Below are 25,899 nucleotides of genomic sequence, written 5' to 3' on the forward strand. Positions count from 1 at the left end.
ATTATTGATTCAAATCCTTCAGTTCTGATAATATAATATTAACTTCCTTAGTTGTTCCATTTCTCCAGACCTTACACTTAACAGTATCACCTATTTTATGTTGTTCTAGTATCTGTGCTATATCATCAAATTCTTGAACCTTTTTACCATTTAATTCTATAATAACATCTGTTGGCTTAATTCCAGACTTCGCCGCACCTGAACCAGATATAACTTCATTTACATAAAATCCTCTTATCTCACCATCTCTAGAAACCACTGTTTGCCCCATTACTCCTAATGATGGTCTTTTTACCTTTCCATAATTCATAAGAGAATCTATTATTTCCTTGGCTTCATTTATACTTATAGCAAATCCCATACCTTCTACATTAGCTGTTGCCCCTATTTTTAGGCTATTTATACCTATTACCTCACCATTTTCATTACATAAAGCTCCTCCACTATTTCCTGGATTTATAGCTGCATCGGTTTGTAATACTTTATATATTGCTCCTCCATGTTCCACTCTTCTATTTAAAGCACTTATTATACCTGCTGTAACAGAACCTGCAAACTCTTCTCCTAACGGATTGCCTATTACTATAGCTAAGTCTCCTACATTTACTTTAGATGAATCTCCAAATTTAGCAGTAGGTAAATTATTAGCTTCTATTTTTATTACAGCTAAATCAGATCTTTTATCATACCCTACAATTTTAGCAGGAAAAACCTTACCACTAGATAATTTTACTGTAACTTGGCTTGCACCTTCTATAACATGATAGTTTGTCACTATATATCCATCTGGCTTAAAAATTATTCCAGACCCACTTCCCTTATCAACTTCTCCCCAAAAATTTTCACTTTTATTACTTATGCCTACCACTGCTGGTCCAACACTTTCAGCTACCCTAGTTATAGAACTTTTATCTGTACTCTTCACGGGAGTTTTTTCACTAATTATAAGATTTCCTTTATAGGTTTCACTATTTTCTATATTATTTATTTTTTTATCCACAACATAATATCCAGATATGGAACCAGAAATAATGGCTATTAGAATAAAAGCTACTAACTTTAAAAATTTTTTTATTCTACTATGACTTTTATTATTTCGAAATTTTATATTTCCTTCATCTGGATTTATGCTTTCCCACCTAACATCTTTTATCTCGTTAAATTTATAATCGTCCATTATTTACACCTCCTAGTATATCTAGATTATATAATCATAAATTAACTTTTCTATGAACAAATTGTAATTAAATAATGGATTAATTTTTATATTTTTTTTAACGAAAAAGTAAATAGCACTCCATCCTCTACATTTTTAACCCAAATATCTTCTCCTAATTGAGTTAATATACTTCTAACTATAGAAAGACCTAATCCTGTGCTTACTTTAGAAGTTCTAGATTTATCACCTTTATAAAATCTAGACCATACATTTTTTATATCTTCTTCTGGTATATGTTCCCCTGAATTATATATAGATACATATACCTTATCTCCTCTTAATTTTGTTCTCACCTCTATTTTTCCACCTTCTACTGTATACTTTATTGCATTGTCAATTAAATTTATAATAACTTGGAATAACTTATCTTTATCCCCTACTACATATAAATCATCTTCTTGCAAACAAACATCTACTTGTAAATTTTTTTTATCTATCAATGGCTTAAATTTTATCACTGTCAATCTTATTATTTCATTTATATTAACTTCCTCTATTCTAAGTTTTAACTGCCCAGCCTCTATAGCAGATAAATCTAGTAAATCATTAACTAACCTAGTGAGTCTTTGAGTTTCATCATGAGCCAATGCAAGATAATAATTTTGTTTTTCAGGTGGTATAACTCCATCTAAAATGCCACTTATAAAACCTTTAATGGATGTTATTGGTGACCTTATTTCGTGTGAAACATTAGATATAAAACTTCTTCTGTTTTCTTCTATTTTTTCTAAAGATTCTGCCATAGCATTGAAGGAATTAGCTAAGTCCCCAATTTCATCTTCAGAATTTACAAATACCCTTTTATCTACTTCTCCTTTAGATATTTTATCTGCCACATAATTAATTTTCTCTAAAGGTTTAATTATTATTCTCTGTGAAAAATAATATATTACAAAAAATGAAAACATTATGGCTAATACAGCAGATAACCATATTATATTATATACTTTTTTTAAAGGTTCTTTTATTTCCTCAACAGATGTGTGCATTATAATTGATCCTTTGAACACATCCCTATAAAATACAGGTATTACAAATGTATGCACTGGCATCTTCAAAAAAGGTGAAGTAACTTCCCTTTTCTCTATACTATTTCCGAATCTTAACTCATCCAATTCATCTATTAAAACCTGTCGCCCAATTATATCATCATATTTATCATTAGAAACTGCATAAACTATTCCATAGTTATCTGTTAACCATATATTTGTTGATAAGTAACTTCCTATATTATTCAAAATTTCAGTAACTCTACCTTTAGTAAAATTTCCTTCTAAATAATTAACAGCTGCTACGCTTATAAATTGAGATTCACTTAATAATTGGTTCTTCCTTTGCTGAAAATAGTATCCTTCAAACCAATAAGATAAAAAAGCAGCTGTTACTACAAAACTAATAGTTATAATAGCTGTAAATGTTGCTATAAGTTTGGAAAATAAGCTCTTTTTCATTTACTATTTCACCTCAAATTTATACCCAACACCCCATACAGTTTCTATTTGCCAATTTGAACCTTCTTCTAATTTTTCTCTAAGCCTTTTTATATGCACATCAACAGTTCTAGAATCTCCTGGATAATCATATCCCCATACTTCACATAATAATTGTTCTCTAGTAAATACTCTATTTTTGTTGCTAGCTAAATAGTATAATAACTCAAATTCCTTTGGAGGCATCTTTATTTCTTTTCCATTATAAGTGACTGTATATGAATCTATATCTATAATTAAACCATCAAATTTCAATGTTTCTTTACTTATATTGTCTGTATTAAATCTTCTTAAAACAGCTTTTACTCTCGCTAATAATTCTTTAGGTTCAAAAGGTTTAACAATATAATCATCTGCCCCCAATTCTAATCCTAAAACCTTATCAAAAGTTTCTCCCTTTGCTGTTAACATTATTACTGGTGTCTGATTCTCTCTTCTTATCCACTTTAAGACATCAATTCCATCCATGCTAGGTAACATTATATCTAACAAAACTAAGTCTGGATTGTATTCTAAAAATGCATCTTGAGCTTTCTTGCCATCATGGCTAACTTTTGTATCAAATCCAGCGTTATCCAAGTACATTTTTATTACTTCACATATATTTTCATCATCATCTACTATTAATATTTTAGCTATTTTCCCATTAATCATTTTTATTCCTCCCATAATCCATATATATTTAATTTATCATATATAAACATAATGTAATAGATTAATATAAAAAAAGTTACAATTTATTTATATATATTTTAAAGGCTATTTCAAAAACAAAATTTGAAATAGCCTTGTCTATATTAATCAAATAATTTACTTACAGAAATTTCTTCATATATTCTTCTTATAGCTTCTGCAAATACTGGTGCTACGGATAAAACTTTAATTTTATCACTTGATTTAATCTTTGAAATATCTATTGTGTTTAAAGTTATAAGTTCTTTTATAACAGAATTATCTATTCTCTCTATAGCAGGTCCAGAAAGAACTGCATGAGTACAACATGCATAAACATCTTTAGCACCTCTTTCAACTAATGCATTGGCACCGTTAGTAATAGTTCCTGCTGTATCTATCATATCATCTACAAGTATACAAGTCTTATCTTTAATTTCTCCTATTATATGCATTACCTCTGAAACATTTGGCTTAGGTCTTCTTTTGTCTATAATTGCAATTGGAGCATGTATTCTGTCTGCAAATTTTCTTGCTCTAGTTACACTTCCTAAATCTGGTGAAACTACAACTACATCCTCTCTTTGATCAAATCCACTTTCTGCAAAGTATTTTCCTAATATAGGAACTCCTAAAAGATGATCTAAAGGTATATCAAAATATCCTTGTATTTGAGATGCATGTAAATCCATAGTTAAAACCCTATCTGCCCCCGCTGCAGTTAAAAGATCTGCTACAAGTTTAGCTGTAATAGGATCTCTTGCCTTTGTCTTTCTATCTTGTCTTGCATAACCATAATACGGTATTACTGCAGTTATTCTACCAGCTGATGCTCTCTTAAAAGCATCAATCATTATAAGTAATTCCATTAAATTATCATTTACAGGTGCACTAGTAGATTGAACTATAAAAGCATCAATTCCTCTAACTGTTTCATTTATATTTACTGTAATTTCTCCATCACTAAATCTTCCTACTTGTGCATCTCCTAGTGGTATTTCTAGAATATCCGCTATATCCTTAGCTAGTTTGTCATTTGAATTTCCAGCAAAAATTTTAAGACTTTTCTTTTCATGAATCATTACCAAAAGAACCTCCTTAGTATTCTATTTTTCATCTTTTTTCGCTACCCAATTTTCCTTGTTTATTTGCCTACTTCTAGCTATAGCTAAAGCTCCTTTAGGAACTTCTTCTGTAATAGTTGAACCAGCCGCTATGTATGAATTATCTTTTACTTCAACAGGTGAAACTAAATTAGCATTACAACCTATAAAAACGTCATCTCCTATGATAGTTTTATATTTCTTTTTGCCATCGTAATTTACTATTACTGTTCCACATCCAAAATTACATCTTTCTCCAACTTCTGCATCTCCTATATATGTTAGATGAGATACTTTGGTATTATTGCCTATATTGGATTTTTTTATTTCTACAAAATCTCCAATCCTTACAGAACTTCCTATATTACTATCAGGTCTTATATAAGCAAAAGGACCCACTGTAGTATTTTCTCCAATATTACTTTGTAGTATAACCGAATTTTGGATTACAACATTTTTCTCTATTATGCTGTCAACTATTCTAGAATTTGGGTATAGTACACAATTTTCTTTTATTATTGTCTTCCCTTGTAGTACATTTCCTGGATATATTATACTATCATTATGTATGACTACATCGCAGTCTATATATGTATTATTCGGATCTATTATTGTAACACCATTTTCTAAATGCATAGCATTTATTCTTCTTCTCATGATTGTTTCCACCTCTGCTAATTGAAGTCTTGAGTTTACACCCATAGTTTCTTCAAAATCAACAGCTAATGCTCCTACTTTTTTTCCGTCTTTTTTTAGTATTTCAATAACATCCGTTAAATAATATTCTCCTTGTGCATTATTATTATCTAATTTCTCAAGGGCTTTTAGTAGAGTTTGAATATTAAAGCAGTACATTCCTGCGTTTATTTCCTGTATTTTTAACTCTTCTTTTGAACAATCTTTGTGTTCTATTATTTTATCAACTTCTCCGTTACTCTTTCTTAAAACTCTTCCATATCCACTGGGATTATCTATAATAGATGTAAGAATTGTACCATGAAAATCATTCTTATCATGATATTCTATAAGTCTTTTTATGGTTTTAGAGGTAATTAATGGAGCATCTCCTGTAAAAATTGCTACATTACCTTTTTTATTTAATAAAAATTCTTTTGCGCATTTTACAGCATGTCCTGTCCCTAATTGTTGTTCTTGAAATGAAAAAGATACTCTTCTAGATTCTGTTTTTAATTTTACTTCTTCAGCTTTTTTGCCAACGATTACATTTACATCTTCTATATTAGCTTCTCTTAATGCATCTATAACATGATTAACCATTTCTTTGCCACATACTTTATGTAAAACCTTTGGAGTAGCAGATTTCATCCTTTTCCCTTCTCCTGCTGCTAATAATACAGCACAATTATACATTCTATCACCTCATTATAGGCTTAATTTAAATATTTTACATATTTATTTATTTACACTATATCATTATATTTTATATATTTTACAAATGCAACCTAATAAGCTTTTTTCAGAAAATAACGAATAATAAAAAAAGGAGTATTGTTACTCCTTTATTTTTATTCTTCAGTTGTTTCAACTACTTCATTTGCTTCATCTTTTGCTAATTCATATTTTTCTAATATAGCGCTTTGTATTTTTTCTCTAGTTTCGGTATTTATTGGATGAGCTATATCCTTAAACTCACCATCTGGCGTCTTTCTACTTGGCATAGCTATAAATAGACCATTCTGTCCTTCTATTACCTTTATATCATGAACAACAAATTCATTATCAAAGGTTACTGATACTATAGCCTTCATCTTTCCTTCAGTAGCAATTTTTCTAACTCTTACATCAGTAATTTCCATTAAATTCCACCTCCAAGATGCTTATGTATACATTATATATACTATTCTATATATATATTATTTTTCCTGCTAAAAATTTAAATTTTTTAAATTTTAAATTTTTTAGAAGGATATATTATACTATTATTATCTTGGTCTAATCCTTTAAATTCTATTATAGAAATATATTCGCTAACTAGTTTTTTATCTATACCCACATTATCTACTAATACACCCATACCCAGAAGTTCGCTATCAAATTCTTTTAATAAGTTTATAATTCCTAATGCAGTTCCTCCTGCTTTCATAAAATCATCTATAAATATACACTTACTACCACTTTTAATAGCTCTTTTAGGTAAAGACATATTTTGTATCCTATTAGTTGATCCTGAAACATAGTTTATACTTACAGTAGATCCTTCTGTTACTTTATTTTCTCTTCGTACAACAACTAATTGAACTCCTAGCATTCTTGCAACTTCATATGCTAAAGATACTCCTTTTGTTTCCACTGTAACTACATAGTCTATATCCATGTTATTAAATTCTGTAGCTAATATTAATCCTGCTTTTTGTATTATTTGTGGATTAAACACAAGATCTGTTACATAAAGAAAGTTCCCTGGTATTATTCTTTCTCTATCTTTTAAAATAATACATAATTCTTCCGCAAATTTTGAACTTTCTTCTTTAGATATTCCACAAATATACTTAACCCCACCTGCTGCTCCTGAAACTGTTTCGATTTTGCCTAAAGATAATTTATTTAAAACATCTTTTATAGCAATTAGATCTTCACTTATAGTAGATTTCGCTGCATTAAACATTTCTGTGAATTTATTTAAATTTACTATTTTATTAGGATTTTCTATTAAAATTTTAGTTATAGCTGAAATTCTCTGATTTCTAGTGAACTTTTCCATTATATCACCCATTTGCTTTTTACGAATTATTTGATTATAATACATTCCATTATTCATATTCTATTCTAAAACAAAAATATTATCAATAGATATAATAAATTAAATGTATTTTTTCCACTATATTTTGTATATAATTAATAGATAGATGGATTTAGATTTATAAGGAGTTGAATATTGTATGTCTTTTGATTTTTTAAAATACATCAAAAAAATTCATTTTATTGGAATTGGCGGAATAAGTATGAGCGGGATGGCAGAAATACTTTTAAAAAAAGGATATGAAGTCTCAGGATCTGATTCCACAAAATCCCCAATAATAGATAAATTAATAAATATGGGTGCCGAAATATATATAGGCCACAGCGAAGAAAATATTAAAAACGTTGATTTGGTAGTATATACAGTAGCTGTAGGAGAAGATAATCCAGAATTAAAAAAAGCCTTAAATGACAATATTAAAACTATGACTAGAGCAGAGTTTTTAGGCTACTTAATGGACGGACACAAATATAATATAGCTGTTTCAGGTACCCATGGAAAAACTACCACTACTTCAATGATGTCTCATATAACCATAAATGCTAATTTAGATCCTACTATTTTAGTAGGTGGAGAATTAAATATTATAAATGGAAATGTAAGAACAGGCAACAGTGAATATTTTTTAACAGAAGCTTGTGAATATAAGGAATCTTTTCTTAAATTTTTCCCTTATATTGGAGTTATATTAAATATCGATGCAGATCATTTAGATTACTATAAAGATATAAATCATATTAAAAATGCATTTTCAAAATTTGTTAGCTTAATACCTAAAGATGGATATTTAATAGCTTGTGCAGAAGATGAAAATATTAGTGATATTTTAAAAAATATTGATTGTACTATAATAACATATGGTTTTAATAAAGGAAATATTCAGGCTAAAAATATAACTTTTGACAATAAAGGTTGCGCTAATTTTGACGTTGTTAAAAATTCTACTGTTTTATTCTCGGTAAAACTAAATGTTCCTGGAAATTATAATGTATTAAATGCCTTAGCAAGCATTTGTGTATCTTTTGCTCTTAGCATAGATAAAAAATATATTATAAAAGGTTTAGAAAGTTTTTACGGAACACATAGACGATTTGAATTAAAGGGAATTAAAAATGATGTTACTGTTATAGAAGATTATGCACATCATCCAACAGAAATAAAAGCTACACTAAACGCTGCTAAAAACTATCCACATAATAGAATTTTTTGTGTTTTTCAACCTCATACTTATACACGTACTTACAGTTTGTTTGATGACTTCACAGAGAGTTTCTATAATGTAGATACTCTTGTATTAGCTGATATATACCCTGCTAGAGAAAAAGATACTGGCATAGTTAGCTCTAATATGCTAGGTAATAAACTAAGAGAAAAAAATATAGATTGTATAAATTTACACAGTTTTGAAAGCATATCTAACTACTTAAAAAAAGAAACTAAACCTGGTGATTTAGTTTTAATAATGGGTGCTGGAGACATTTATAAAGCTGGGGATTTATTTCTTAAATAATTTAATTTATTTTGGGTAAAACACCTCTAATATGGAAATAATAATTTTAAACCATATAGGAGGTGTTTTTTTGAAGAATTTTTTTATTTCTGCTGTTTTAGATTTAATAATAATTTTTGCATCCTATTTTATCTTTAGATTTATACTAAAAGGACCTATTAGGCATAAAATATATGAAAAACTATTTAGTTCTTTTAGTAAGTTCATAATATATATTTTCTTAATAACTGTAATTATAACTAGTTTAAGTGCAATAGCTCTTTACAGAACTCGTTATATTGCTTATGTAAATATAGTGGCTCCTGCTTTAGTTTCAATTTTAGTAGGATTTGTAATGTCTACAGTTCCTACTAGGGGAGTTGGTGATAAAAGCTAATTAAATAAAATAAACTTTGATTGATATAATTATATATTAATCAAAGTTTATTTATCTTTGAAAAAATTCCTATGATATAATTAAGGAGTTGGTACTTAATGTATGATAATTACCGCCAAATATTTAAAAGACTTTTAAAATCCTATTATGATAATACTTTCGAAGAAGAAGTGGAAAGCATACTTTCATCCTATAGTATGGATAGAAAAAAGCTTACTAAGATAATTTCTATTTTATGTGGTGTTAATATTGATGATAGTGATAACTATATATATGATTTAAAAAATGCTATAATTAACTATAAAACTTCCCAAGGAAAAATAGTAACTAAATTACCTTGTTCTGGTAATTGTTCTAAAGATGGAGATATAATTTGCGAAAAATCTTGTCCTGTAAATGCTATATTTAGAGATCCTAAGGATAATAACATATATATAAATGATGAACTCTGCTTAGATTGTGGTCTATGTGTAAAAAATTGTCCTAATGGAAGCATATTAGATAAAAAGGAATTTATACCTTTAGCACAGCTCCTAAAAGGCCAATCAATAGTAATAGCAGCAGTAGCTCCTGCCATAATGGGTCAGTTTGGTAAAGACGTAACTATAAACCAACTAAGAACAGCTTTTAAAAAATTAGGTTTTACAGATATGGTAGAAGTAGCTTTCTTTGCAGATATGCTTACTTTAAAAGAAGCAGTAGAATATGATCATTTTGTAAAAGATGAACAAGATTTTATGATAACCTCCTGTTGCTGTCCTATGTGGGTAGGAATGTTAAAAAAAGTATACAATGATTTAGTTAAATATGTTTCTCCTTCAGTTTCTCCAATGATAGCTGCTGGTAGAGTTTTAAAATTGTTGAATCCTAATTGCAAAGTAGTTTTCGTTGGACCTTGTATAGCAAAAAAAGCTGAAGCAAAGGAAAAAGACTTAATTGGTGATATTGATTTTGTATTAACCTTTACGGAAGTAAAAGATATATTTGAAGTATTGGATGTGCATCCTGAAAGTTTAGAAGAAGATATGTCTTCTGAATATGCTTCTAAAGGTGGTAGATTGTATGCTAGAACTGGTGGAGTATCCATAGCCGTTAGTGAAGCTATAGAAAAATTATTTCCTAAGAAATATAAATTTCTAAAAACTATACAGGCTGACGGAGTAAAAGGATGTAAATCTTTACTAGATAAAATAAATCAAAAAGATATTAATGCTAACTTCGTAGAGGGCATGGGGTGTATTGGTGGTTGTGTTGGCGGACCAAAAGTTATATTAGATCCTTCTAAAGGTAGAGAAGCAGTGAATAATTTTGCAAAAAATTCTTCCATAAAGGTTTCTGTGGATAGTAAATGCATGAACGACATATTAAGAAAAATAAATATAAATTCAATAGAAGATTTTAAAGATAAAAACAAAATTTCTATTTTTGAAAGGGAATTTAAATAATTTAATATAAGAAAGGATTTAGATCTTTATGTTTGATAACATAGAAGCAGCAATTTTCGATATGGACGGTACTTTAATTGATTCCATGTGGGTTTGGGAAAAAATTGATATTAAGTATTTAGAAAAAAGAAATATACCTATACCTAAAGACCTAAATGAATCTATCGCACATTTGACATTTGAAGAATGTGCTAAGTACTTTAAAAATACATTTAATTTAAATGATACCGTAGAAACTATAATGGATGAATGGAATACAATGGCCATTTATGAATATTCTCATAATGTAAAACTAAAAAAAGGCGCTTTAGATTTTTTAACATTGTTAAAAAACAAAGGAATAAAACTAGGTTTAGCTACCAGTAATTGTGATATGTTATTAAAAATAGCATTGAAAAATAATGGTATTTATGATATTTTCGATTGTATAACTACTTCAGATGAAGTAAATAAAAGCAAAGAATTTCCAGATGTTTACCTGCTATGTGCTAAAAAATTAAAGGTTTCTCCTGAACATTGCATAGTATTTGAAGATATTTTGCCCGCTATAAGGGGTGCAAAATCTGCTGGAATGAAAGTTGTTGGAGTTCATGATATTTACGCTAAAAATCAAAAAAAAGAAATTATGAAAAATGCTGATTTTTATATACTTGAATATAATGAATTAATTAAAGCAGTTTAAAAAGATGAAGGTAAATTTATCTTCATCTTTTTGTTATTCATAGTTTCCATATTGAAATGAATAGAATATAGTATATAGTATATAAAAATACATGGAGGCTGATAAATGATATTGTTTTTTATCATTATTATTCTTATACTAGCATCTATATACATGTTTTATTACTTTAACAATGAAATAGCAACTCAAAAGAGACAAATTTTTGTTCTAAAAAAACAATACAATAATTTAAAAAATGAAAAATTATCACATACGAATAAGAAAATAATAGTTAAATATATACCACCTACTATTTCCTCTACAACTATTAATGATGATTGTAATATTTTTATAAGTCCATTAAAATACTCTCCTTTATTATCTACTCTAAAGAAAGGAACATATGTCAATATAATAGATTCAGCGGAAATAAATAATGAAATATGGTATGAAATTTCAATAAATTCCGTAGATAAAATAAATTGCAAAGGATGGATTCAATCTGAATATATAGAAACTAATATTTAACTTTTTAAAAGGGGATATCCCCTTTTATCTTTTACTTTATGATACCATCTCTATATTGTGGTACTATATTAACTATATCTTTTTTGCAGCAATATTCTAAATCCTTAAAAAGACCTAATTCCATTATTCTATTAAAATGTCTTGCTTCTTTCATAAATTCCATATTAGGATTCATATTATACATATATTTTGCCACCTTTGATATGTCACTTAATTCAACTTCTATACTTTTACTAATACAGTCTATTATGTATCCACTACATATAAAATCATCTATAGAAAATTCACCACAAGTTCCTGCATTAATTATAACCACATCATTGTTTAGATATATTAATTTTTCTGCAACAGCCTTTCCATTTATTAATGCACCTATTAATATATCTTTAGCTGCTAATGCTCTTTTTATAGCTTTTGTTCCATTACTAGTGGTTATAACTATGGTTTTATTTTCAACTAACTCTTCACTATATTCTAATGGTGAATTAGAGCAATCAAACCCTTCTATTTTTAGGGCCTTTCTCTCTCCTCCTAATATATAATTTTCTCTATTATCTTTAACTTTCTCTAAAGCTTCTTCTATTTCTACAACGGGTACTACTTCTTTACATCCATTATTAAGTGCTGTTATTATAACAGATGTAGCTCTTAATATATCTATAACAACTATAGATTTATCTTTTATCTTTTCTTCTTTTATATCATCTGCTGATATAATTATATCAATCTTCATAATATATCCTCCATTATTTAAAATCTTTATTTTATAGTACCACTATTTACACAAAAAATAAAAGTGAAACTATGAAATTTCACTTTTATTTCTTATATCTTATTCCTTGATATATATTTCTATTAATTAATTCCCTATCTATAGAATTTAAAACTTCCCATTTCTTTAAACTCCATTTAGGTCCTATTAATAAATTCCTTGGAGCATCTCCTGTAAGTCTATGAATTACAATATTGCTTCTAATTATAGCAATAGATTCACAAACTATATCTATATACTCTTCTTGAGTAAGAAATTTTAACTCTCCCTTTTTATACATATTTACTAAAGGCGTTTCCTTCATAAGATGTAGCAAATGTATTTTTATACCCTGTATATCTTTATGAGATAAATATTCAATTGTATTTAACATATCTTCTTTTGTTTCACCTGGAAGTCCCAAAATACTATGTACCACTACGTCTATATCTCTACTCCTTAATTCCTTTAGCGCTTTTTCAAAAACACTCAATTCATATCCTCTATTTATTATTTTAGCTATATTATCATTGGCTGTTTGCAAACCTAATTCAACCCATAAATACGTTTTTTTGTTGATTTCAGATAAAAGATTTAAAATTTCTTCATCTAAACAGTCAGGTCTAGTAGCAATAGCTAAGCCCACTACTCCTTTTTGTCTTAGAGCTTCTTCATATTTTTCCCTTAAGATTTTAACGGGTGCATACGTATTAGTGTATGCTTGAAAATATGCTATATATTTATCTCCCTTCCACTTTTTCTTCATCATCAATTTAATTTCTTCAAATTGGGATGGTATAGAAAAATTTCTGTCTCCTGCAAAATCTCCAGAACCTCTCTTACTACAAAATACACACCCTCCACTGCTTATAGTACCATCTCTATTAGGACATGAAAAGCCTGCATCCAAAGATATCTTAAATACCTTCTCTCCAAACTTTTTTCTTAAAAAATAATTTAAAGTATAATATCTCTTATCTCCCCAGTTCATTATCATATATAAAACTCCAATCTATTAAAAGTATGATCTCCATAGGAATTATATACTATGAAGCCTCATACTTTCAATAAATATTCTACTGAACTTTTTTACATTTATAATTCTTTAAATCTAATTGCCAATTTCCTATAAATTCTTTTATATTCTTATCTTTATCATTAATAGGTATAACAGTAACATTTACAAATTTATCATCAAAAGATGAAAATAACACCTGTACTTTATCTAATGGAAATTTTTCTTCAAATTTAAAAGGTACTATCTCTCCACTATCTGCATTATATATTCTTATAGACTTTTTATTTTTATCCTTACTATATTGCAATAATATAAACTTCTCATCTTGAGAAAAAGTCATATAATCTATTTTAGAATCAGTTAATATATCTAGCTCTATTATTTCTTTTCCTAACGGTTTTTCTTTTATCATATCTCCATTTGAATTTTGTTTTTGGCTTTGATCTCCACCTTCTGCTCCACCACCACTACTTTGCTGTCCTTGAACACTTTTGCTTTCATCTAATTTTACTATACCAGCAAAAGTGTTTTTATCATAAGTAGTTATAGCTACAGAACTTCCTGAATATGAAAATGCCATTACACCATAATTTTTTTTAGGTATAGCTAATTTACTCATTGACAATTCATCATCCTTAGGGAATGAATATTGAGGTATACCTGATAAATCTATTAAAAGATTAGTATCCGCCTCACTTTTTTTTCTAATTCTTATATTTCCCCTTTCTATAAATATCTCCCCTTCTGTATTACTTTTTATATCTACTATTTTGTAGTTTTCATCTTCTTTATTTATTTTTATAATGCATTCATCCAAAGTTGCAAATGGTTCATTTAAATTTGTTCTTGCAACTTTTAATTTAAAAACTCCTCCTTTTCCAACTTGATTTATGTCTTCTATATTGTATCCTTTAACCTTTAGAGGGGTATTTTTTACATCTATCTTTTTATCTACCATTTCTTTGGAATAATATTTAAGTGCATTATTATAATCTTCTTTAATTAAATAATTTACATATAAATCTACTACATTCTTTGCCGCATTTATATCAAAACTTTTTTCTGTAGCATTTTGGCCACCACTATTGTTGTTTTTATCTAATTTATTACAAGAACTAGAAAATATAAAAACAAATATTAAAAATACAATAAAAAATCTTTTTTTATTCAAATTTAATCCCTCCTTTCTTAATATTCTTTGTTAATTTAAGATTTTTAAAATATAAAATCATTATTTTGTATATTTTATATATATTTATAAAGAATAGATTTTTATAAATAAAAGGAGTATTCATATGTTTAAAAATTTTATTATCTACTTTAAAATAGCGGCTGTTTTTGCAGGCACTATTGTAGGAGCTGGACTGGCTTCTGGTCAAGAAATAACACAATTCTTTGCTACATATGGCTATAAAGGCTTCTTAGGATTAATTATTTGCTTAATTTTTTATATAGTTTCTTCTTATTTAATAGTTAGTATTAGCATTAAATATGGTTTAAATTCTTATAAAGATTTAATTTTATTAGTTAGTCCAGGATTTCTAGGTAAAGTTACTAATATTATAACTGGATTGTTTTTAATCACCAGTTCTGCAATAATTCTTGCAGGCAGCGGTGCTCTAATCTATCAATATTTTAATTTAAGCAAATGGATAGGAATATCTATAATGTGTTTACTATCATTAGTAGTTCTTCTAAGGGATACTAAAGGTCTATTTGAAATTAATTCCTTTATAGTTCCATCACTAATATTTGTAATAAGTACAATATTTGTTTTATATTTAGCTTTTTATGAAAACCTTAGTTTTAATTATATTAAAACTGTTCCATATTATAAAAAACCTTGGATAATTTCCAGCATTCTTTATTCAAGCTTTAATATACTTTCATCTTCCGGAGTTATAGTTCCTTTAAGCAATGAAATTAAAAATAAAAAATTACTTTTAAAAGGTATATTTTTAGGTTCTATTATTCTTACATTTCTATCAATTATAATAAATTTATTACTTATTCTAAATATACCTAATATATTTAAATATGAAGTGCCCTTATTATATGTAGCAAATAGATTTGGTACACTAATTCAAATAATGTTATTATCCATAATATGGCTAGAGATGTTTTCAACAGAAGTATCAAATATATACAGTATTAGCAAAACTTTAAATCAAAGTTTCAATATTTCATATAAAAGTTCTTGTATTCTTATATTAATTTTAGCAATACCTATATCTCAATTAGGATTTGTAAAGCTTATTACTTTCCTATACCCTTCATTTGGTATTATAGGATTAATCTTTATAATCCAATGTATAATATTTCATCTTAAACATTGAAAAGAATAAAAGCTGTTCATAATTTTTTTATGAACAGCTTTTATTTTAAATTTTATATTGAGATAAATCTTCTTTAAAAGATTCTGTAATTTTTTTGAATTCATTGATATTATCTGTTAATTTTTTAATCTCATTTATATAACTAGATACATTAGCACTAACTTCTTCAGAAGACGCCGAATTTTCCTCAGCTATAGCAGCTAGTGACTCTATATTGCCAAATATATTATTTATAGCTTCTGCTTCTCTATTTAAATCATTTATTGTATCTATCATCGATGAAGCAACAGATTGTATAGATGTTGTTGCCTCATAACTTATATTTTTTACAACTTCTAGGTTTTTGGTTTCATTTTCTAAAACTGCATATTGTCCATCTATTTTATCAGATAAGCTTTTTATCTCTTGTGCAAAATTTACAAGACTATTATTTGTTTCTTCAACTGCAGCTTTAGTCTGTTCTGCCAATTTTCTTACTTCTTCTGCAACTACAGCAAAACCTTTCCCTTGCTCTCCTGCTCTTGCAGCCTCTATAGAAGCATTTAAAGCTAAAAGATTTGTTTGTTCTGATATTTGTGCCACAATTGATACTATACTTGTTATATCTTCAGCTCTATTTTGAAGTTCTTGCCCTTTTTCTTTTACTTCTTCAAATTTATCTAATGTATCTAAAATATTATTACTTGTACTCTCTACATTTTTATAACTATTGTTAACCTTATCTAGTGCATATTCTAACTCTACCTTATTATTATTTTCATTTTCAACTAACTTTCTTAAACTATCTATATTACCGTTTAATACAAAAACTGTTTTCTCTGTATTTTCTGCTTGACTTACAGATGTTTCTGCCACTTGTTCCACCACACCAGCTATTCCTTCAGAAGTATAATTCATATTCTCTGATATTTTATTTATATTTCCTACAAAAGTATTCATTTCATCTGTAACACCTTTAAAACTTACAAAATCCTTTTTAACAACATTTTTATTTTGATTTATCATCTCAAATATTTCTTCAAAAAAATCATTAGTCACAATTTTGCTCTCTTCTGCATAATTATGATTATTTATTTTATTCAATTCTTTTTTTATAAACTCTTTGGGCCTAAAAAGCAATTCACAAACTAAAAAAATGATGAACGACTGTACTAAAGAGAATATTCCTACTTTAAGTATACTAACTTTAGATAAATATAAATTAAATATTACTGATGTTATAAAAGAAATCACTGATATTTTAGCGCTTAAATTTTTTATAAATCCAAAGGACATTAACCTATTAAACTTAAATTCTTTTTTCAAATATATATCTTCTTTAAACTTTAATTTTACTTTTAAGGATTCACTAGTTCTTTCTAATTCCTCTATCTCTATATCTTCTTTGAAAAATTTTATGCTTCCTTCTGTAAGTCCTAAAAAATAATCAAACATTCCTCTTTTAGATTCATAATAAAATATAGCATCTTTTCTAGATATAGGCGTTATTGTTACTAATGGGGGTTTAGCGCCAGGAAATTTTTTAGTCATTACTACATGTACATCAAAAAGTGAACTAAAAAATGAATATAAATTCTCATGTTGAAAAAACGCTGGAAAATCGTTATAAAAAGAAAGTATATTGTCTTTTCCTATTTCTCTCCATAAGCTTCCTACTTCTATATTTTGAGAATTAGCAATATGTTGAATTACTTTTTTTACATCGCCATCCTCTACATTTTCACTAGGTTTAAAAATTTTATTGTTATCCCAACCTACTGAACTCATTGCCTCATTTACTACATCATCGTTGTAAAGTTTTCTACAAGTTCTCATCCAAGTAGCTACTACAGTTCCTTTCATATCATTACCTCCACTTTATAATCAAACTAAAATTTATTATAAATTTATTTCCACTTTATCTAATCTAGCTATAATTTTTACTTGGTTCTTTTCAACTGTTTCCGTAGTAACCATTGTAGAATTGCTTATAAGTAAAAATTTGCTATTATCTAAATTCTTTATTTGCCTTATTTGACGCTTATCATTATGCTCTATTAGATATATAGAATTATTTTGTACTTCTCCAGTAATATGACATAGTACAATATCTCCTTTATATATTCTAAATCCATTCATATCATTATCTGCTATCTTTAAATAAAACACCTTATCTTGTGGATGTCCATTTATCTTATTATCTATAAGCGGCAATTTTCTACTGCCTAAAACCTTATTTAAACTATAATCAAATAAATTTACATCTCTTAGAATTGAACCAAAAGCTTCTTTCCAAACTTCTTGTACTTTGTTTTCTTTTATATCATATACTTTATTTTCTTTTTCCTCTTTCATGTCTTCATAAAACATGGTTATATCATTTAAATCTTTATTAAATATTTTGCTAATTCTATCTATTAAATTTTCATTTATTATTCGTTTACCTGTTTCTACTTCATTTATAAAATTTTCTGACACTCCTATTTTTTTACCTAATTGTTTTTGAGTCATTTTTGCTTCTAGTCTATAAGTTTTTATATTTTGTCCTATTCTACTCATTATTTTTCTCCTCTCCTTGATTGTACACTATTAAAATATTCCCTTTCTTTCAATAATTCTTTTTTCAAATCTGAGAATACCCAATTTATAGATATTGGAGTTACAACAGCTAAAATAGGTTCCTTGCCTAAATTTTCCCTTATAATTGGAATAATATTATTTAACTCCTTATCTTTTAAATCATTAAAAAGTATTATTTTTTCTTTCTCATCCTTATCTACATTTTTACTTTTATTTACTTCTAAAATATCTTTTACTGTCATACTTTCCATTTGCTTATCTATATTTACAATGTCATATTTAATATTCAGTTTCATCAAATCTGTAGTAGAAAATCCATAAAATAAAATTTTTGGTCTTAAACTCATTTTTATTTCCTCCTAATAAAAATTATATTCTAATATAAATTAAAAACTTTTTCAGTTTATATATACAATAACAATACGTTAAAGTAATTATACAATATATAATCTAAATTTTAAAACTTTATTAGCAATATTTTCTTTTATATCCTTTATTTTTTCTTGACACATCTTCTGTATAGCTATAAAATTTTTTTATATTTTTATTTTAAGGAGGAATATCATGTTAACAAATCTTCTATACAAAATACCCAAAGAAAAACATAATAAAGAAGAATTATGTAATATTCTTAAATCTCACACTGAAATAAAGTTTGTTTCATTCGTCGGTATTGATCTATCCGGAAATGATACTGATGAAAAAATACCTATATCTGCTTTTTTAGAAGATATATCTACCTTTTTAAATGGTGCAGTTCAAACAGATGGCTCTTCAGTTTCCTTCCCTGGTATCGCTACTCTAAACAATGCTAAACTTGAAATGATAGCAGATTTAGACGTAAATTGGTTCATAGATTATAATTATGAGCATATAGATAAAAAAACAGGCAAACCTATAGGTACCTTAAGAATACCTTGCTATTTTTACCATAATAATAAACCTATTGACTCTAGATATTTGCTTAAAAACTCAATAGAATTTTTTAAAAAAGAGTTAATGGATTTATTGAAATCTAACGATGATATTCTTTCCTATTTTTCTATAACTCATAATGATATTGAGGATATTGACATAACTTGTGCTACAGAATTAGAATTTTGGGTTAAAACACCTAATGACAAAGCTGAAATCGAAGAATTATGTACATCTCAAGTACTTCATGAACAATATTGGAATAGAACAAAGGGCGCTGTTAGAACTTCCTTAGAACAATGCTTATTATCCTTAGAAGATTATGGATTAGAACCTGAAATGGGTCACAAGGAAGTAGGAGGAGTTAAAGCTAAATTAGATGATTCTGGGAAGTTAACTCATATAATGGAGCAGCTAGAAATAGATTGGAAGTATTCATCTCCTCTTCAATGTTGTGATAATGAACTGCTTGCAAGAACTATAATAAAAGAAACTTTTAGGAGTAATGGTCTTGATGTAACATTTCTAGCAAAACCAGTAGACGGTGTAGCTGGAAGTGGGAAGCATATTCATGTGGGTATTGCTTTAAAATTAAAAGATAAAAAGAAAATAAATTTATTTTCTTCAAATAAACATCATTTTTTAAGTCCTATAGGCTACGGTTCACTTATGGGATTGCTTAAAAATTACGAAATTATAAATCCTTTTGTATCGTCTACTAACGATGCGTTTAAAAGATTAAAGCCTGGCTTTGAAGCTCCAACCTGTATAGTTACTTCTATTGGTCGTTCAATAGAAATTCCATCAAGAAATAGAACTGTATTAGTAGGAGTAATAAGAGATATCCAAAAACCGTCAGCTACTAGATTTGAGCTTCGTTCTCCTAATCCTCACACTAATACTTACTTAGCTGTAGCCTCCATGTATATATCTATGTTAGATGGAATAAAGTACTCTTTAGTAAACAATAAATCTGAGGATGAGCTTTTGAAAGAACTATCTAAATCACCTGGTGAATTCTATGGATATTTAGAAAAAGAAAGAGCTTATAGATCAGAAGAAGATGTTTTTGATTATTACAATGATAAAGAACGTAATTCATTTTTTGGCAAAGCTCCAGCTACAGTATATGAAAATTTATGCGCATTTAAAAATCATTCTAATAAATTAAAGGTCTTACAACAAGGAAATATTTTCACAGATGATATAATAAATAGTTTTTTCCTTACCACTATCAGTAGATGGACAACAGAAATAACCAATAGACTTATTAACAACTATTTTGAAGAAATCAAACAATGTAAAATGCTTCATTCTTTAGATAACGCCTTAGATATTGATATTTCTAGATGGTTAGAAATAAATACTTTAAGACACTATTTAGCTAAAGATAGTTATAATGAAAAATGTCTATTTACTAGAATAAGAGAAGCAACTAATAATAAAAATTACGAAGAAATTTCTAAATTACAACTTGAACTAGAAAATAAAATTGCTCTATTACATGAGTTATATGGAACATATAGAAAAAACCTATTAGATATATAAAAAATACCTAGAAAAGAATTGGAGTTCTTTTCTAGGTATTTTAATAATCTTTTAACGGAAAACTTTCTACAACCATTTCTTTTTTATTATTAATTGGTTTCCACAATTGAATCTCTTTAATTTTTACATTTTTTTGTATATCCATCTCTTTTACAATTTCACAAGCATTAGCATACTCTTTATTAGACCATTGCCTAGTTGCATAGTTAGTATTTGCTAATGAAATATGTAAATCCCAATTTTCTACATCTTCTCTAACTTTGAATCCACAAAGCTTTAGTCTATCATTTATTTGCCTAGTTAACCTCATTATATACCCTTTATTTTCAACATTTAAATTAACGGATTTATATGGATCATCAAAACATATTGCGCCATCAATAGATATTTTAAATTTTTTATATGGTTTTAATATATCCCTTATTATTCTACATGCTTCCTCTAAATTTTTTGGTTCTTCTATAACTTCTAATGTAATATGTAAAACTGGCATATTTTTATAAAGCCTATATTTTCTACAAATATACTTTTGTATCTTTTCAATATGAGAGTATGATTCATCATCAAATAAGGCAACTAAATAATACTTCATCTTTTTCCTCCAATTATTATAAATTAAATACTCTAGTCTTATTATATACTTTTATTCTGCATATTTAAATATTTATGTGGGAAAATAAAAATGTCTTATAAAATATTATTAGGAGGGATTCCATATGAAACACAATGATAGTATAGCATGTACAGTTAATGAGTGCAAATTTCATTGCAAAGAAGATGATTACTGTACTTTAGAACAAATTCAAGTATCAAAACATGAACCAGTAGCTACTACAGTACAATGTACAGATTGTAGTAGTTTTAAAAAAGAATAACTTTACAAGTATTAAAAAGTCAAGATGTTTTTAAAAATATCTTGACTTTTTTTATCTTTATACCTTTAATTACTTCACATTTTAAAATTTAATGTTAAAATAGTAGGGAATTATGCTATAATTATTTTTGTAATATTATAAGTTACAATTAAGTATATAAATTTAGAAATTCTCTTTACGAAAGTAATTCAAATATATAAATTTCTTATAGATAGGATGGATGCGGGTAATGGATAAATTAGTTATAAAAGGTGGGAACCCCCTACATGGTAAGGTGGATATAAACGGTGCTAAAAATGCCGCTGTAGCAATTATACCTTCTGCTATTATGGCTAGTGAAGGTATATGTGTAATAGATAATATATCTGATATAGAAGATGTAAATTGTCTTGAAAGAATTATTAAAAGTTTAGGTTGTACTGTTTCCTGTTCAAAGGATTCAATAACTATAGATAGTACTAAATTAAATAACTATAATGCTAATACCGAAGATGTTAGAAAAATGAGAGCATCTTATTATTTAATAGGTGCTTTATTAGGACGGTTTAAAAAAGCTAGAGTTGAACTTCCAGGTGGTTGTCCAATAGGTGCTAGACCTATCGATCAACATATAAAAGGTTTTGAAGCTCTAGGTGCTAGAGTTACCATAGAAAATGGTGTAATATATGTAGAAGCTGATAAACTAATTGGCACTAATATATTTTTTGATGTAGTCAGTGTAGGTGCTACAATAAACGTTATGTTAGCTGCTACCTTAGCTGAGGGTACTACAGTTTTAGAAAATGTAGCAAAAGAGCCTCATATTGTTGATGTTGCTAATTTCCTAAATTCTATGGGTGCTGATATAAAAGGCGCTGGAACAGATATAATAAGGATTTCTGGTGTTAATAAATTAACTGGTTGTTCTTATAGTGTTATTCCTGATCAAATTGAAGCTGGAACTTATATGATAGCTACAGCAGCTTGTGGCGGAGAAGTTATTATAAATAATGTAATACCTAAACATCTAGAATCTATTTCAGCTAAATTAATAGAAATGGGAGCTGAAGTAGAAGAAAATGGTGATTCTGTTTTAGTTAGATCCAATGGGAAATTAAAAGGAGTAAACATAAAAACTTTACCTTATCCTGGTTTTCCAACTGATGTACAGCAGCCTATGAGTTCACTTTTATGTATTTCTCAAGGAGATAGTATAGTAAATGAAAGTATTTGGGAAAATCGTTTTAAACATGTAGATGAACTAGGGAAAATGGGAGCAAATATAAAAGTTAAAGGAAGAACTGCCTACATTAAAGGTGTTGAAAAATTAAAGGGCTCAGTAGTTAGGGCTACAGATTTACGTGCAGGTGCCGCTTTAGTAATAGCTGGCCTAGTAGCAGAAGGTACTACTGAAATATTAGATATAGAACATATCGATAGAGGATATCCTCATATTGAGAATAAATTTAAAAAATTAGGTGCTGATATAAAGCGAATTTCAATATAGTAGGTGAATTAAATGATTTTTTGTTCATTATTTAGTGGTAGCAGTGGAAATAGTGTTTTTGTATCTTCTAAAAATACGAAAATACTTATAGATGCTGGTGTTCCTGGTAAACACATAGAGAACTCTTTAAAAGATATAGGTGAAAATCCAAATTCTTTAGATGCTATATTAGTTACTCATGAACATACTGACCACATAAAAGGTGTTGGTGTTTTATCTAGGAGATATGATTTGCCTATTTATTCTCATCCTCTAACCTGGGAAGCTATGCTTCCTTCTATAGGCAAAATAAAAGATCATAATATAAGATTTATAGATAAAAACTACATTAATATTAAAGACATGGATATACATGGTTATAATATATCCCATGATGCAGCTTACCCATTAGGTTTTTCAATTAATAGTAACAATAAAAAATTTTGTTTAGCTACAGATTTAGGATATTTTTCAAAAGAATTAATTGACAATTTAAAGGATGCTGATGGCATATTAATGGAGAGTAATCACGATATAGAAATGTTAAAGTTTGGTCCTTATCCTTATAATTTAAAAAGAAGAATTCTAAGCAATATAGGACATTTATCTAATGATGACTGCGGTAACGCTATACTAAATATTTTAAATGGCACAACTAAACAAGTAATGCTAGGGCATCTAAGTAATACAAACAATTATCCAGAACTAGCATATCAAACTGTTGTAAATATATTAAATGAAAATAATGTAATCCTAAATAAGGATGTTAAACTATATATGGCCAATAGAAATAAACCTAGTAATTATATAAAACTATAAAAAAAGGGTGAAAAAAATGAAGAAATTTATTAAGCCTATTATTTGCTTAATATTATTTACATCTATTTTTAATTTTATTGGATGTGAAAAAAAGGACAAATTAAGTAAACAAAATAAGGAAAAAATCGAAAAGTTAGCACCTTTAGAAGATAGTAAAAACAATTTAAATTTAAGTCTTTATTTTGATACAAGTGATAATCCTGATAAAGTTGAATTAGCTCAAGAAGAAAGATTAATAGATATAAATGAACTGTTAGGAGAATTGACTTTAAATGAACTTATAAAGGGTCCTTCTGTTAATAGTAAGCTTTACCCAATACTTCCTAAAGAAACAAGACTTATGAGTTTCTCCGTAGAAAATGGTATAGCTTATGCAAATTTTAGTAAAGATATTTTAGTTAAAATGTCATCTAAAAAAGAAGAGGCTTGTTTAAAAAGCATAATTTGGTCTTTAACCTCTCTTCCTAATATAGAAAAAGTTAAATTTTTAGTTGAAAATAAAGATATTAAATCCCTTGGAGGAAATTTTGACATTTCTAAACCTATAGGAAAGGCTGATTTTGAAAATGCAAAAAACAAATAATTTTGTATGTGAAAAACATTTAGATACTTGTATAGATGATTTCGTAAACTTATTTGAAACCTTTCCAATTTTAAATAGTATTTCTAATTTAGAAAATACAATATGCTTATACTGTAATTTAAAAGCTGAATATAGTATAAGCTATCCAAAAGAAAATAAATAATTCTAATCATTTAAAGGAGAAGTGTATAATATGAGTTTGTATGAAGATTGGAAAACCATGGTGATAGACTATGTAAGAACTAGAGGAGAAGAAGCTTTTTGGAATGAATATGGTAGTGTAGAAAAAAATATCTATACACAAATATTATCTAACAAAACTACTGAAATAAATGGTGTTTTAAAAGACGTTGCAAAAGAATACAATACTTCCTTAACCTTTTTTGTAGGATTCTTAGATGGTCTAAGTGATAGTTTAGTAGAACCTTTAAATTTAGAAAACATAGAAGAAGATAGTAAACTTGATTTAAATATAGATCTAGAAAAATTATATTTTAATATGCTTGATGCTAAAGCAGATTATCTATATAATTTACCTCAATGGGATGCTATATTCTCTATTGAAAAGAGAAAAGAAATTCACAATTCATGGAGAGATTCTAAAACTGTTGTTAATGAAAATAAAGTTGGTAGAAATGATCCATGTCCTTGTGGTAGCGGTAAAAAGTATAAAAAATGTTGTGGAAAAAATTAATCAGTTTTTTAAAAGCAGGTATATTATCCTGCTTTTCTTTTAACTATAAACAATTAATAGGAGTATTTACATGAATATTACAATAATTTCTGTAGGAAAATTAAAAGAAAAATACTTAAAATTAGCTGTAGAAGAATACGCAAAGCGACTAAGTCGATACTGTAAGTTAAATATTATAGAAGTAACTGATGAAAAAACTCCAGATAATGCTTCTGAAAAAGAAGAACTATATATAAAAGAAAAAGAAGGAAAATTAATATTAAAAAATATAAAAGACAATATGTTTGTAATAGCTTTAGATTTAAATGGAAAGGAACTCAACTCTATAGATTTTTCAAACTTCTTAAATAATTTAGGAGTTAAAGGTGAAAGTAATTTAGCTTTTGTTATAGGTGGCTCTCTAGGATTGTCCTCTGAAGTTTTAAATAGAGCAAACTACAAACTCTGTTTTTCAAAAATGACTTTTCCCCATCAACTATTTAGAGTAATGTTATTAGAACAAATATATAGAAGTTATAGAATTATAAAAGGTGAACCGTACCATAAATAATTTTGGTAAAGCTATAACAAA

The 25,899-nt window shown here is 27.4% G+C and carries 28 protein-coding genes; 14 read left to right on the forward strand and 14 right to left on the reverse strand.

Annotated elements, in window-relative coordinates:
• Position 1 precedes the first annotated feature (1 nt).
• From CKV72_RS11545 to purR, 7 genes are all read right to left on the reverse strand, one after another.
• Positions 2 to 1,177 carry a S1C family serine protease gene (locus CKV72_RS11545; RefSeq protein WP_089864413.1) on the reverse strand — a complete coding sequence of 392 codons (1,176 nt, stop codon included), beginning with the start codon at positions 1,175 to 1,177 and terminating at the stop codon, positions 2 to 4.
• Between the two features lie 86 nt (positions 1,178 to 1,263).
• A complete protein-coding gene (locus tag CKV72_RS11550; RefSeq protein ID WP_089864416.1) occupies positions 1,264 to 2,670 on the reverse strand; it encodes a HAMP domain-containing sensor histidine kinase in 1,407 nt (468 codons plus the stop codon).
• Positions 2,671 to 2,673: 3 nt separating this feature from the next.
• Positions 2,674 to 3,360, reverse strand: coding sequence for a response regulator transcription factor (locus CKV72_RS11555; RefSeq protein ID WP_089864704.1), 687 nt, complete (start codon positions 3,358 to 3,360; stop codon positions 2,674 to 2,676).
• A gap of 146 nt (positions 3,361 to 3,506) precedes the next feature.
• Entirely contained in the window at positions 3,507 to 4,463 is a 957-nt protein-coding gene (locus CKV72_RS11560; RefSeq protein WP_089864419.1) for a ribose-phosphate pyrophosphokinase, read from the reverse strand.
• A gap of 24 nt (positions 4,464 to 4,487) precedes the next feature.
• On the reverse strand, positions 4,488 to 5,855 hold the full coding sequence (glmU, locus tag CKV72_RS11565) for a bifunctional UDP-N-acetylglucosamine diphosphorylase/glucosamine-1-phosphate N-acetyltransferase GlmU (RefSeq protein WP_095178308.1): 1,368 nt from the start codon (positions 5,853 to 5,855) through the stop codon (positions 4,488 to 4,490).
• A gap of 155 nt (positions 5,856 to 6,010) precedes the next feature.
• The gene (spoVG, locus tag CKV72_RS11570; protein ID WP_089864424.1) at positions 6,011 to 6,301 is read right to left on the reverse strand and encodes a septation regulator SpoVG; all 291 of its coding nucleotides are present in this window, start codon (positions 6,299 to 6,301) and stop codon (positions 6,011 to 6,013) included.
• An 86-nt stretch (positions 6,302 to 6,387) separates the two neighbouring features.
• Entirely contained in the window at positions 6,388 to 7,206 is an 819-nt protein-coding gene (purR, locus tag CKV72_RS11575) for a pur operon repressor (protein ID WP_089864426.1), read from the reverse strand.
• A 178-nt stretch (positions 7,207 to 7,384) separates the two neighbouring features.
• Between purR and murC the strand changes: the two genes are divergently transcribed.
• The 5 genes from murC to CKV72_RS11600 all read left to right on the forward strand — a co-directional run bounded on the left by murC (position 7,385) and on the right by CKV72_RS11600 (position 11,765).
• Positions 7,385 to 8,755: a UDP-N-acetylmuramate--L-alanine ligase gene (gene murC / locus CKV72_RS11580; protein WP_095178309.1), complete on the forward strand. Its 1,371-nt coding sequence runs from the start codon at positions 7,385 to 7,387 to the stop codon at positions 8,753 to 8,755.
• A gap of 70 nt (positions 8,756 to 8,825) precedes the next feature.
• On the forward strand, positions 8,826 to 9,131 hold the full coding sequence (locus CKV72_RS11585; RefSeq protein WP_089864432.1) for a hypothetical protein: 306 nt from the start codon (positions 8,826 to 8,828) through the stop codon (positions 9,129 to 9,131).
• 98 nt (positions 9,132 to 9,229) lie between these two features.
• The gene (locus CKV72_RS11590) at positions 9,230 to 10,576 is read left to right on the forward strand and encodes a [Fe-Fe] hydrogenase large subunit C-terminal domain-containing protein (RefSeq protein WP_095178310.1); all 1,347 of its coding nucleotides are present in this window, start codon (positions 9,230 to 9,232) and stop codon (positions 10,574 to 10,576) included.
• 28 nt (positions 10,577 to 10,604) lie between these two features.
• Entirely contained in the window at positions 10,605 to 11,258 is a 654-nt protein-coding gene (locus tag CKV72_RS11595) for an HAD family hydrolase (RefSeq protein WP_089864437.1), read from the forward strand.
• A 105-nt stretch (positions 11,259 to 11,363) separates the two neighbouring features.
• Positions 11,364 to 11,765, forward strand: a complete 402-nt coding sequence (locus CKV72_RS11600) for an SH3 domain-containing protein (protein ID WP_089864439.1) — start codon at positions 11,364 to 11,366, stop codon at positions 11,763 to 11,765.
• 31 nt (positions 11,766 to 11,796) lie between these two features.
• Here CKV72_RS11600 and CKV72_RS11605 read toward each other — a convergent pair whose 3' ends face one another.
• The 3 genes from CKV72_RS11605 to CKV72_RS11615 form a co-directional block, all read right to left on the reverse strand.
• Entirely contained in the window at positions 11,797 to 12,498 is a 702-nt protein-coding gene (locus CKV72_RS11605) for a 2-phosphosulfolactate phosphatase family protein (protein WP_089864442.1), read from the reverse strand.
• Positions 12,499 to 12,583: 85 nt separating this feature from the next.
• The gene (gene mnmL / locus CKV72_RS11610; RefSeq protein ID WP_089864445.1) at positions 12,584 to 13,513 is read right to left on the reverse strand and encodes a tRNA modification radical SAM protein MnmL/YtqA; all 930 of its coding nucleotides are present in this window, start codon (positions 13,511 to 13,513) and stop codon (positions 12,584 to 12,586) included.
• Positions 13,514 to 13,592: 79 nt separating this feature from the next.
• Positions 13,593 to 14,705 (reverse strand): hypothetical protein, encoded by a 1,113-nt coding sequence (locus CKV72_RS11615; protein ID WP_089864447.1) that lies wholly within the window; start codon positions 14,703 to 14,705, stop codon positions 13,593 to 13,595.
• Positions 14,706 to 14,829: 124 nt separating this feature from the next.
• Between CKV72_RS11615 and CKV72_RS11620 the strand changes: the two genes are divergently transcribed.
• Positions 14,830 to 15,870, forward strand: coding sequence for a YkvI family membrane protein (locus CKV72_RS11620; RefSeq protein WP_089864450.1), 1,041 nt, complete (start codon positions 14,830 to 14,832; stop codon positions 15,868 to 15,870).
• A 45-nt stretch (positions 15,871 to 15,915) separates the two neighbouring features.
• Here the strand turns inward: CKV72_RS11620 and CKV72_RS11625 are convergent, their stop codons facing one another.
• The 3 genes from CKV72_RS11625 to CKV72_RS11635 are packed head-to-tail and all read right to left on the reverse strand — an operon-like array spanning position 15,916 to position 18,776.
• Positions 15,916 to 17,712, reverse strand: a complete 1,797-nt coding sequence (locus CKV72_RS11625; protein WP_089864453.1) for a heme NO-binding domain-containing protein — start codon at positions 17,710 to 17,712, stop codon at positions 15,916 to 15,918.
• Positions 17,713 to 17,748: 36 nt separating this feature from the next.
• Positions 17,749 to 18,408: an XRE family transcriptional regulator gene (locus CKV72_RS11630; protein ID WP_089864456.1), complete on the reverse strand. Its 660-nt coding sequence runs from the start codon at positions 18,406 to 18,408 to the stop codon at positions 17,749 to 17,751.
• The gene (locus CKV72_RS11635; protein WP_089864458.1) at positions 18,408 to 18,776 is read right to left on the reverse strand and encodes a DUF3783 domain-containing protein; all 369 of its coding nucleotides are present in this window, start codon (positions 18,774 to 18,776) and stop codon (positions 18,408 to 18,410) included. The genes CKV72_RS11630 and CKV72_RS11635 overlap by 1 nt, the downstream gene beginning before the upstream one ends.
• A 217-nt stretch (positions 18,777 to 18,993) precedes the next feature.
• Between CKV72_RS11635 and CKV72_RS11640 the strand changes: the two genes are divergently transcribed.
• A complete protein-coding gene (locus CKV72_RS11640; RefSeq protein ID WP_089864461.1) occupies positions 18,994 to 20,892 on the forward strand; it encodes a type I glutamate--ammonia ligase in 1,899 nt (632 codons plus the stop codon).
• 40 nt (positions 20,893 to 20,932) lie between these two features.
• Here the strand turns inward: CKV72_RS11640 and CKV72_RS11645 are convergent, their stop codons facing one another.
• Positions 20,933 to 21,484 carry a 2'-5' RNA ligase family protein gene (locus CKV72_RS11645; protein ID WP_089864464.1) on the reverse strand — a complete coding sequence of 184 codons (552 nt, stop codon included), beginning with the start codon at positions 21,482 to 21,484 and terminating at the stop codon, positions 20,933 to 20,935.
• A 124-nt stretch (positions 21,485 to 21,608) separates the two neighbouring features.
• On the opposite strand from CKV72_RS11645, the gene CKV72_RS11650 reads away from it, so the two are divergent.
• The 7 genes from CKV72_RS11650 to rlmH all read left to right on the forward strand — a co-directional run bounded on the left by CKV72_RS11650 (position 21,609) and on the right by rlmH (position 25,878).
• Positions 21,609 to 21,767, forward strand: coding sequence for a DUF1540 domain-containing protein (locus tag CKV72_RS11650; RefSeq protein WP_089864467.1), 159 nt, complete (start codon positions 21,609 to 21,611; stop codon positions 21,765 to 21,767).
• A 229-nt stretch (positions 21,768 to 21,996) separates the two neighbouring features.
• A complete protein-coding gene (locus tag CKV72_RS11655; RefSeq protein WP_095178311.1) occupies positions 21,997 to 23,253 on the forward strand; it encodes a UDP-N-acetylglucosamine 1-carboxyvinyltransferase in 1,257 nt (418 codons plus the stop codon).
• A gap of 12 nt (positions 23,254 to 23,265) precedes the next feature.
• The gene (locus CKV72_RS11660) at positions 23,266 to 24,051 is read left to right on the forward strand and encodes an MBL fold metallo-hydrolase (RefSeq protein WP_095178312.1); all 786 of its coding nucleotides are present in this window, start codon (positions 23,266 to 23,268) and stop codon (positions 24,049 to 24,051) included.
• 16 nt (positions 24,052 to 24,067) lie between these two features.
• Entirely contained in the window at positions 24,068 to 24,634 is a 567-nt protein-coding gene (locus CKV72_RS11665; RefSeq protein WP_168943667.1) for a GerMN domain-containing protein, read from the forward strand.
• On the forward strand, positions 24,618 to 24,797 hold the full coding sequence (locus CKV72_RS11670) for a CxxH/CxxC protein (RefSeq protein WP_099458607.1): 180 nt from the start codon (positions 24,618 to 24,620) through the stop codon (positions 24,795 to 24,797). The genes CKV72_RS11665 and CKV72_RS11670 overlap by 17 nt, the downstream gene beginning before the upstream one ends.
• Before the next feature lie 30 nt (positions 24,798 to 24,827).
• The gene (locus CKV72_RS11675) at positions 24,828 to 25,328 is read left to right on the forward strand and encodes an SEC-C metal-binding domain-containing protein (RefSeq protein ID WP_095178313.1); all 501 of its coding nucleotides are present in this window, start codon (positions 24,828 to 24,830) and stop codon (positions 25,326 to 25,328) included.
• A 70-nt stretch (positions 25,329 to 25,398) separates the two neighbouring features.
• A complete protein-coding gene (gene rlmH / locus CKV72_RS11680; RefSeq protein WP_095178314.1) occupies positions 25,399 to 25,878 on the forward strand; it encodes a 23S rRNA (pseudouridine(1915)-N(3))-methyltransferase RlmH in 480 nt (159 codons plus the stop codon).
• Positions 25,879 to 25,899: the final 21 nt, after the last annotated feature.

Source organism: Clostridium cochlearium (genome assembly GCF_900187165.1).
Taxonomy (GTDB): Bacteria; Bacillota; Clostridia; order Clostridiales; family Clostridiaceae; genus Clostridium_G; species Clostridium_G cochlearium.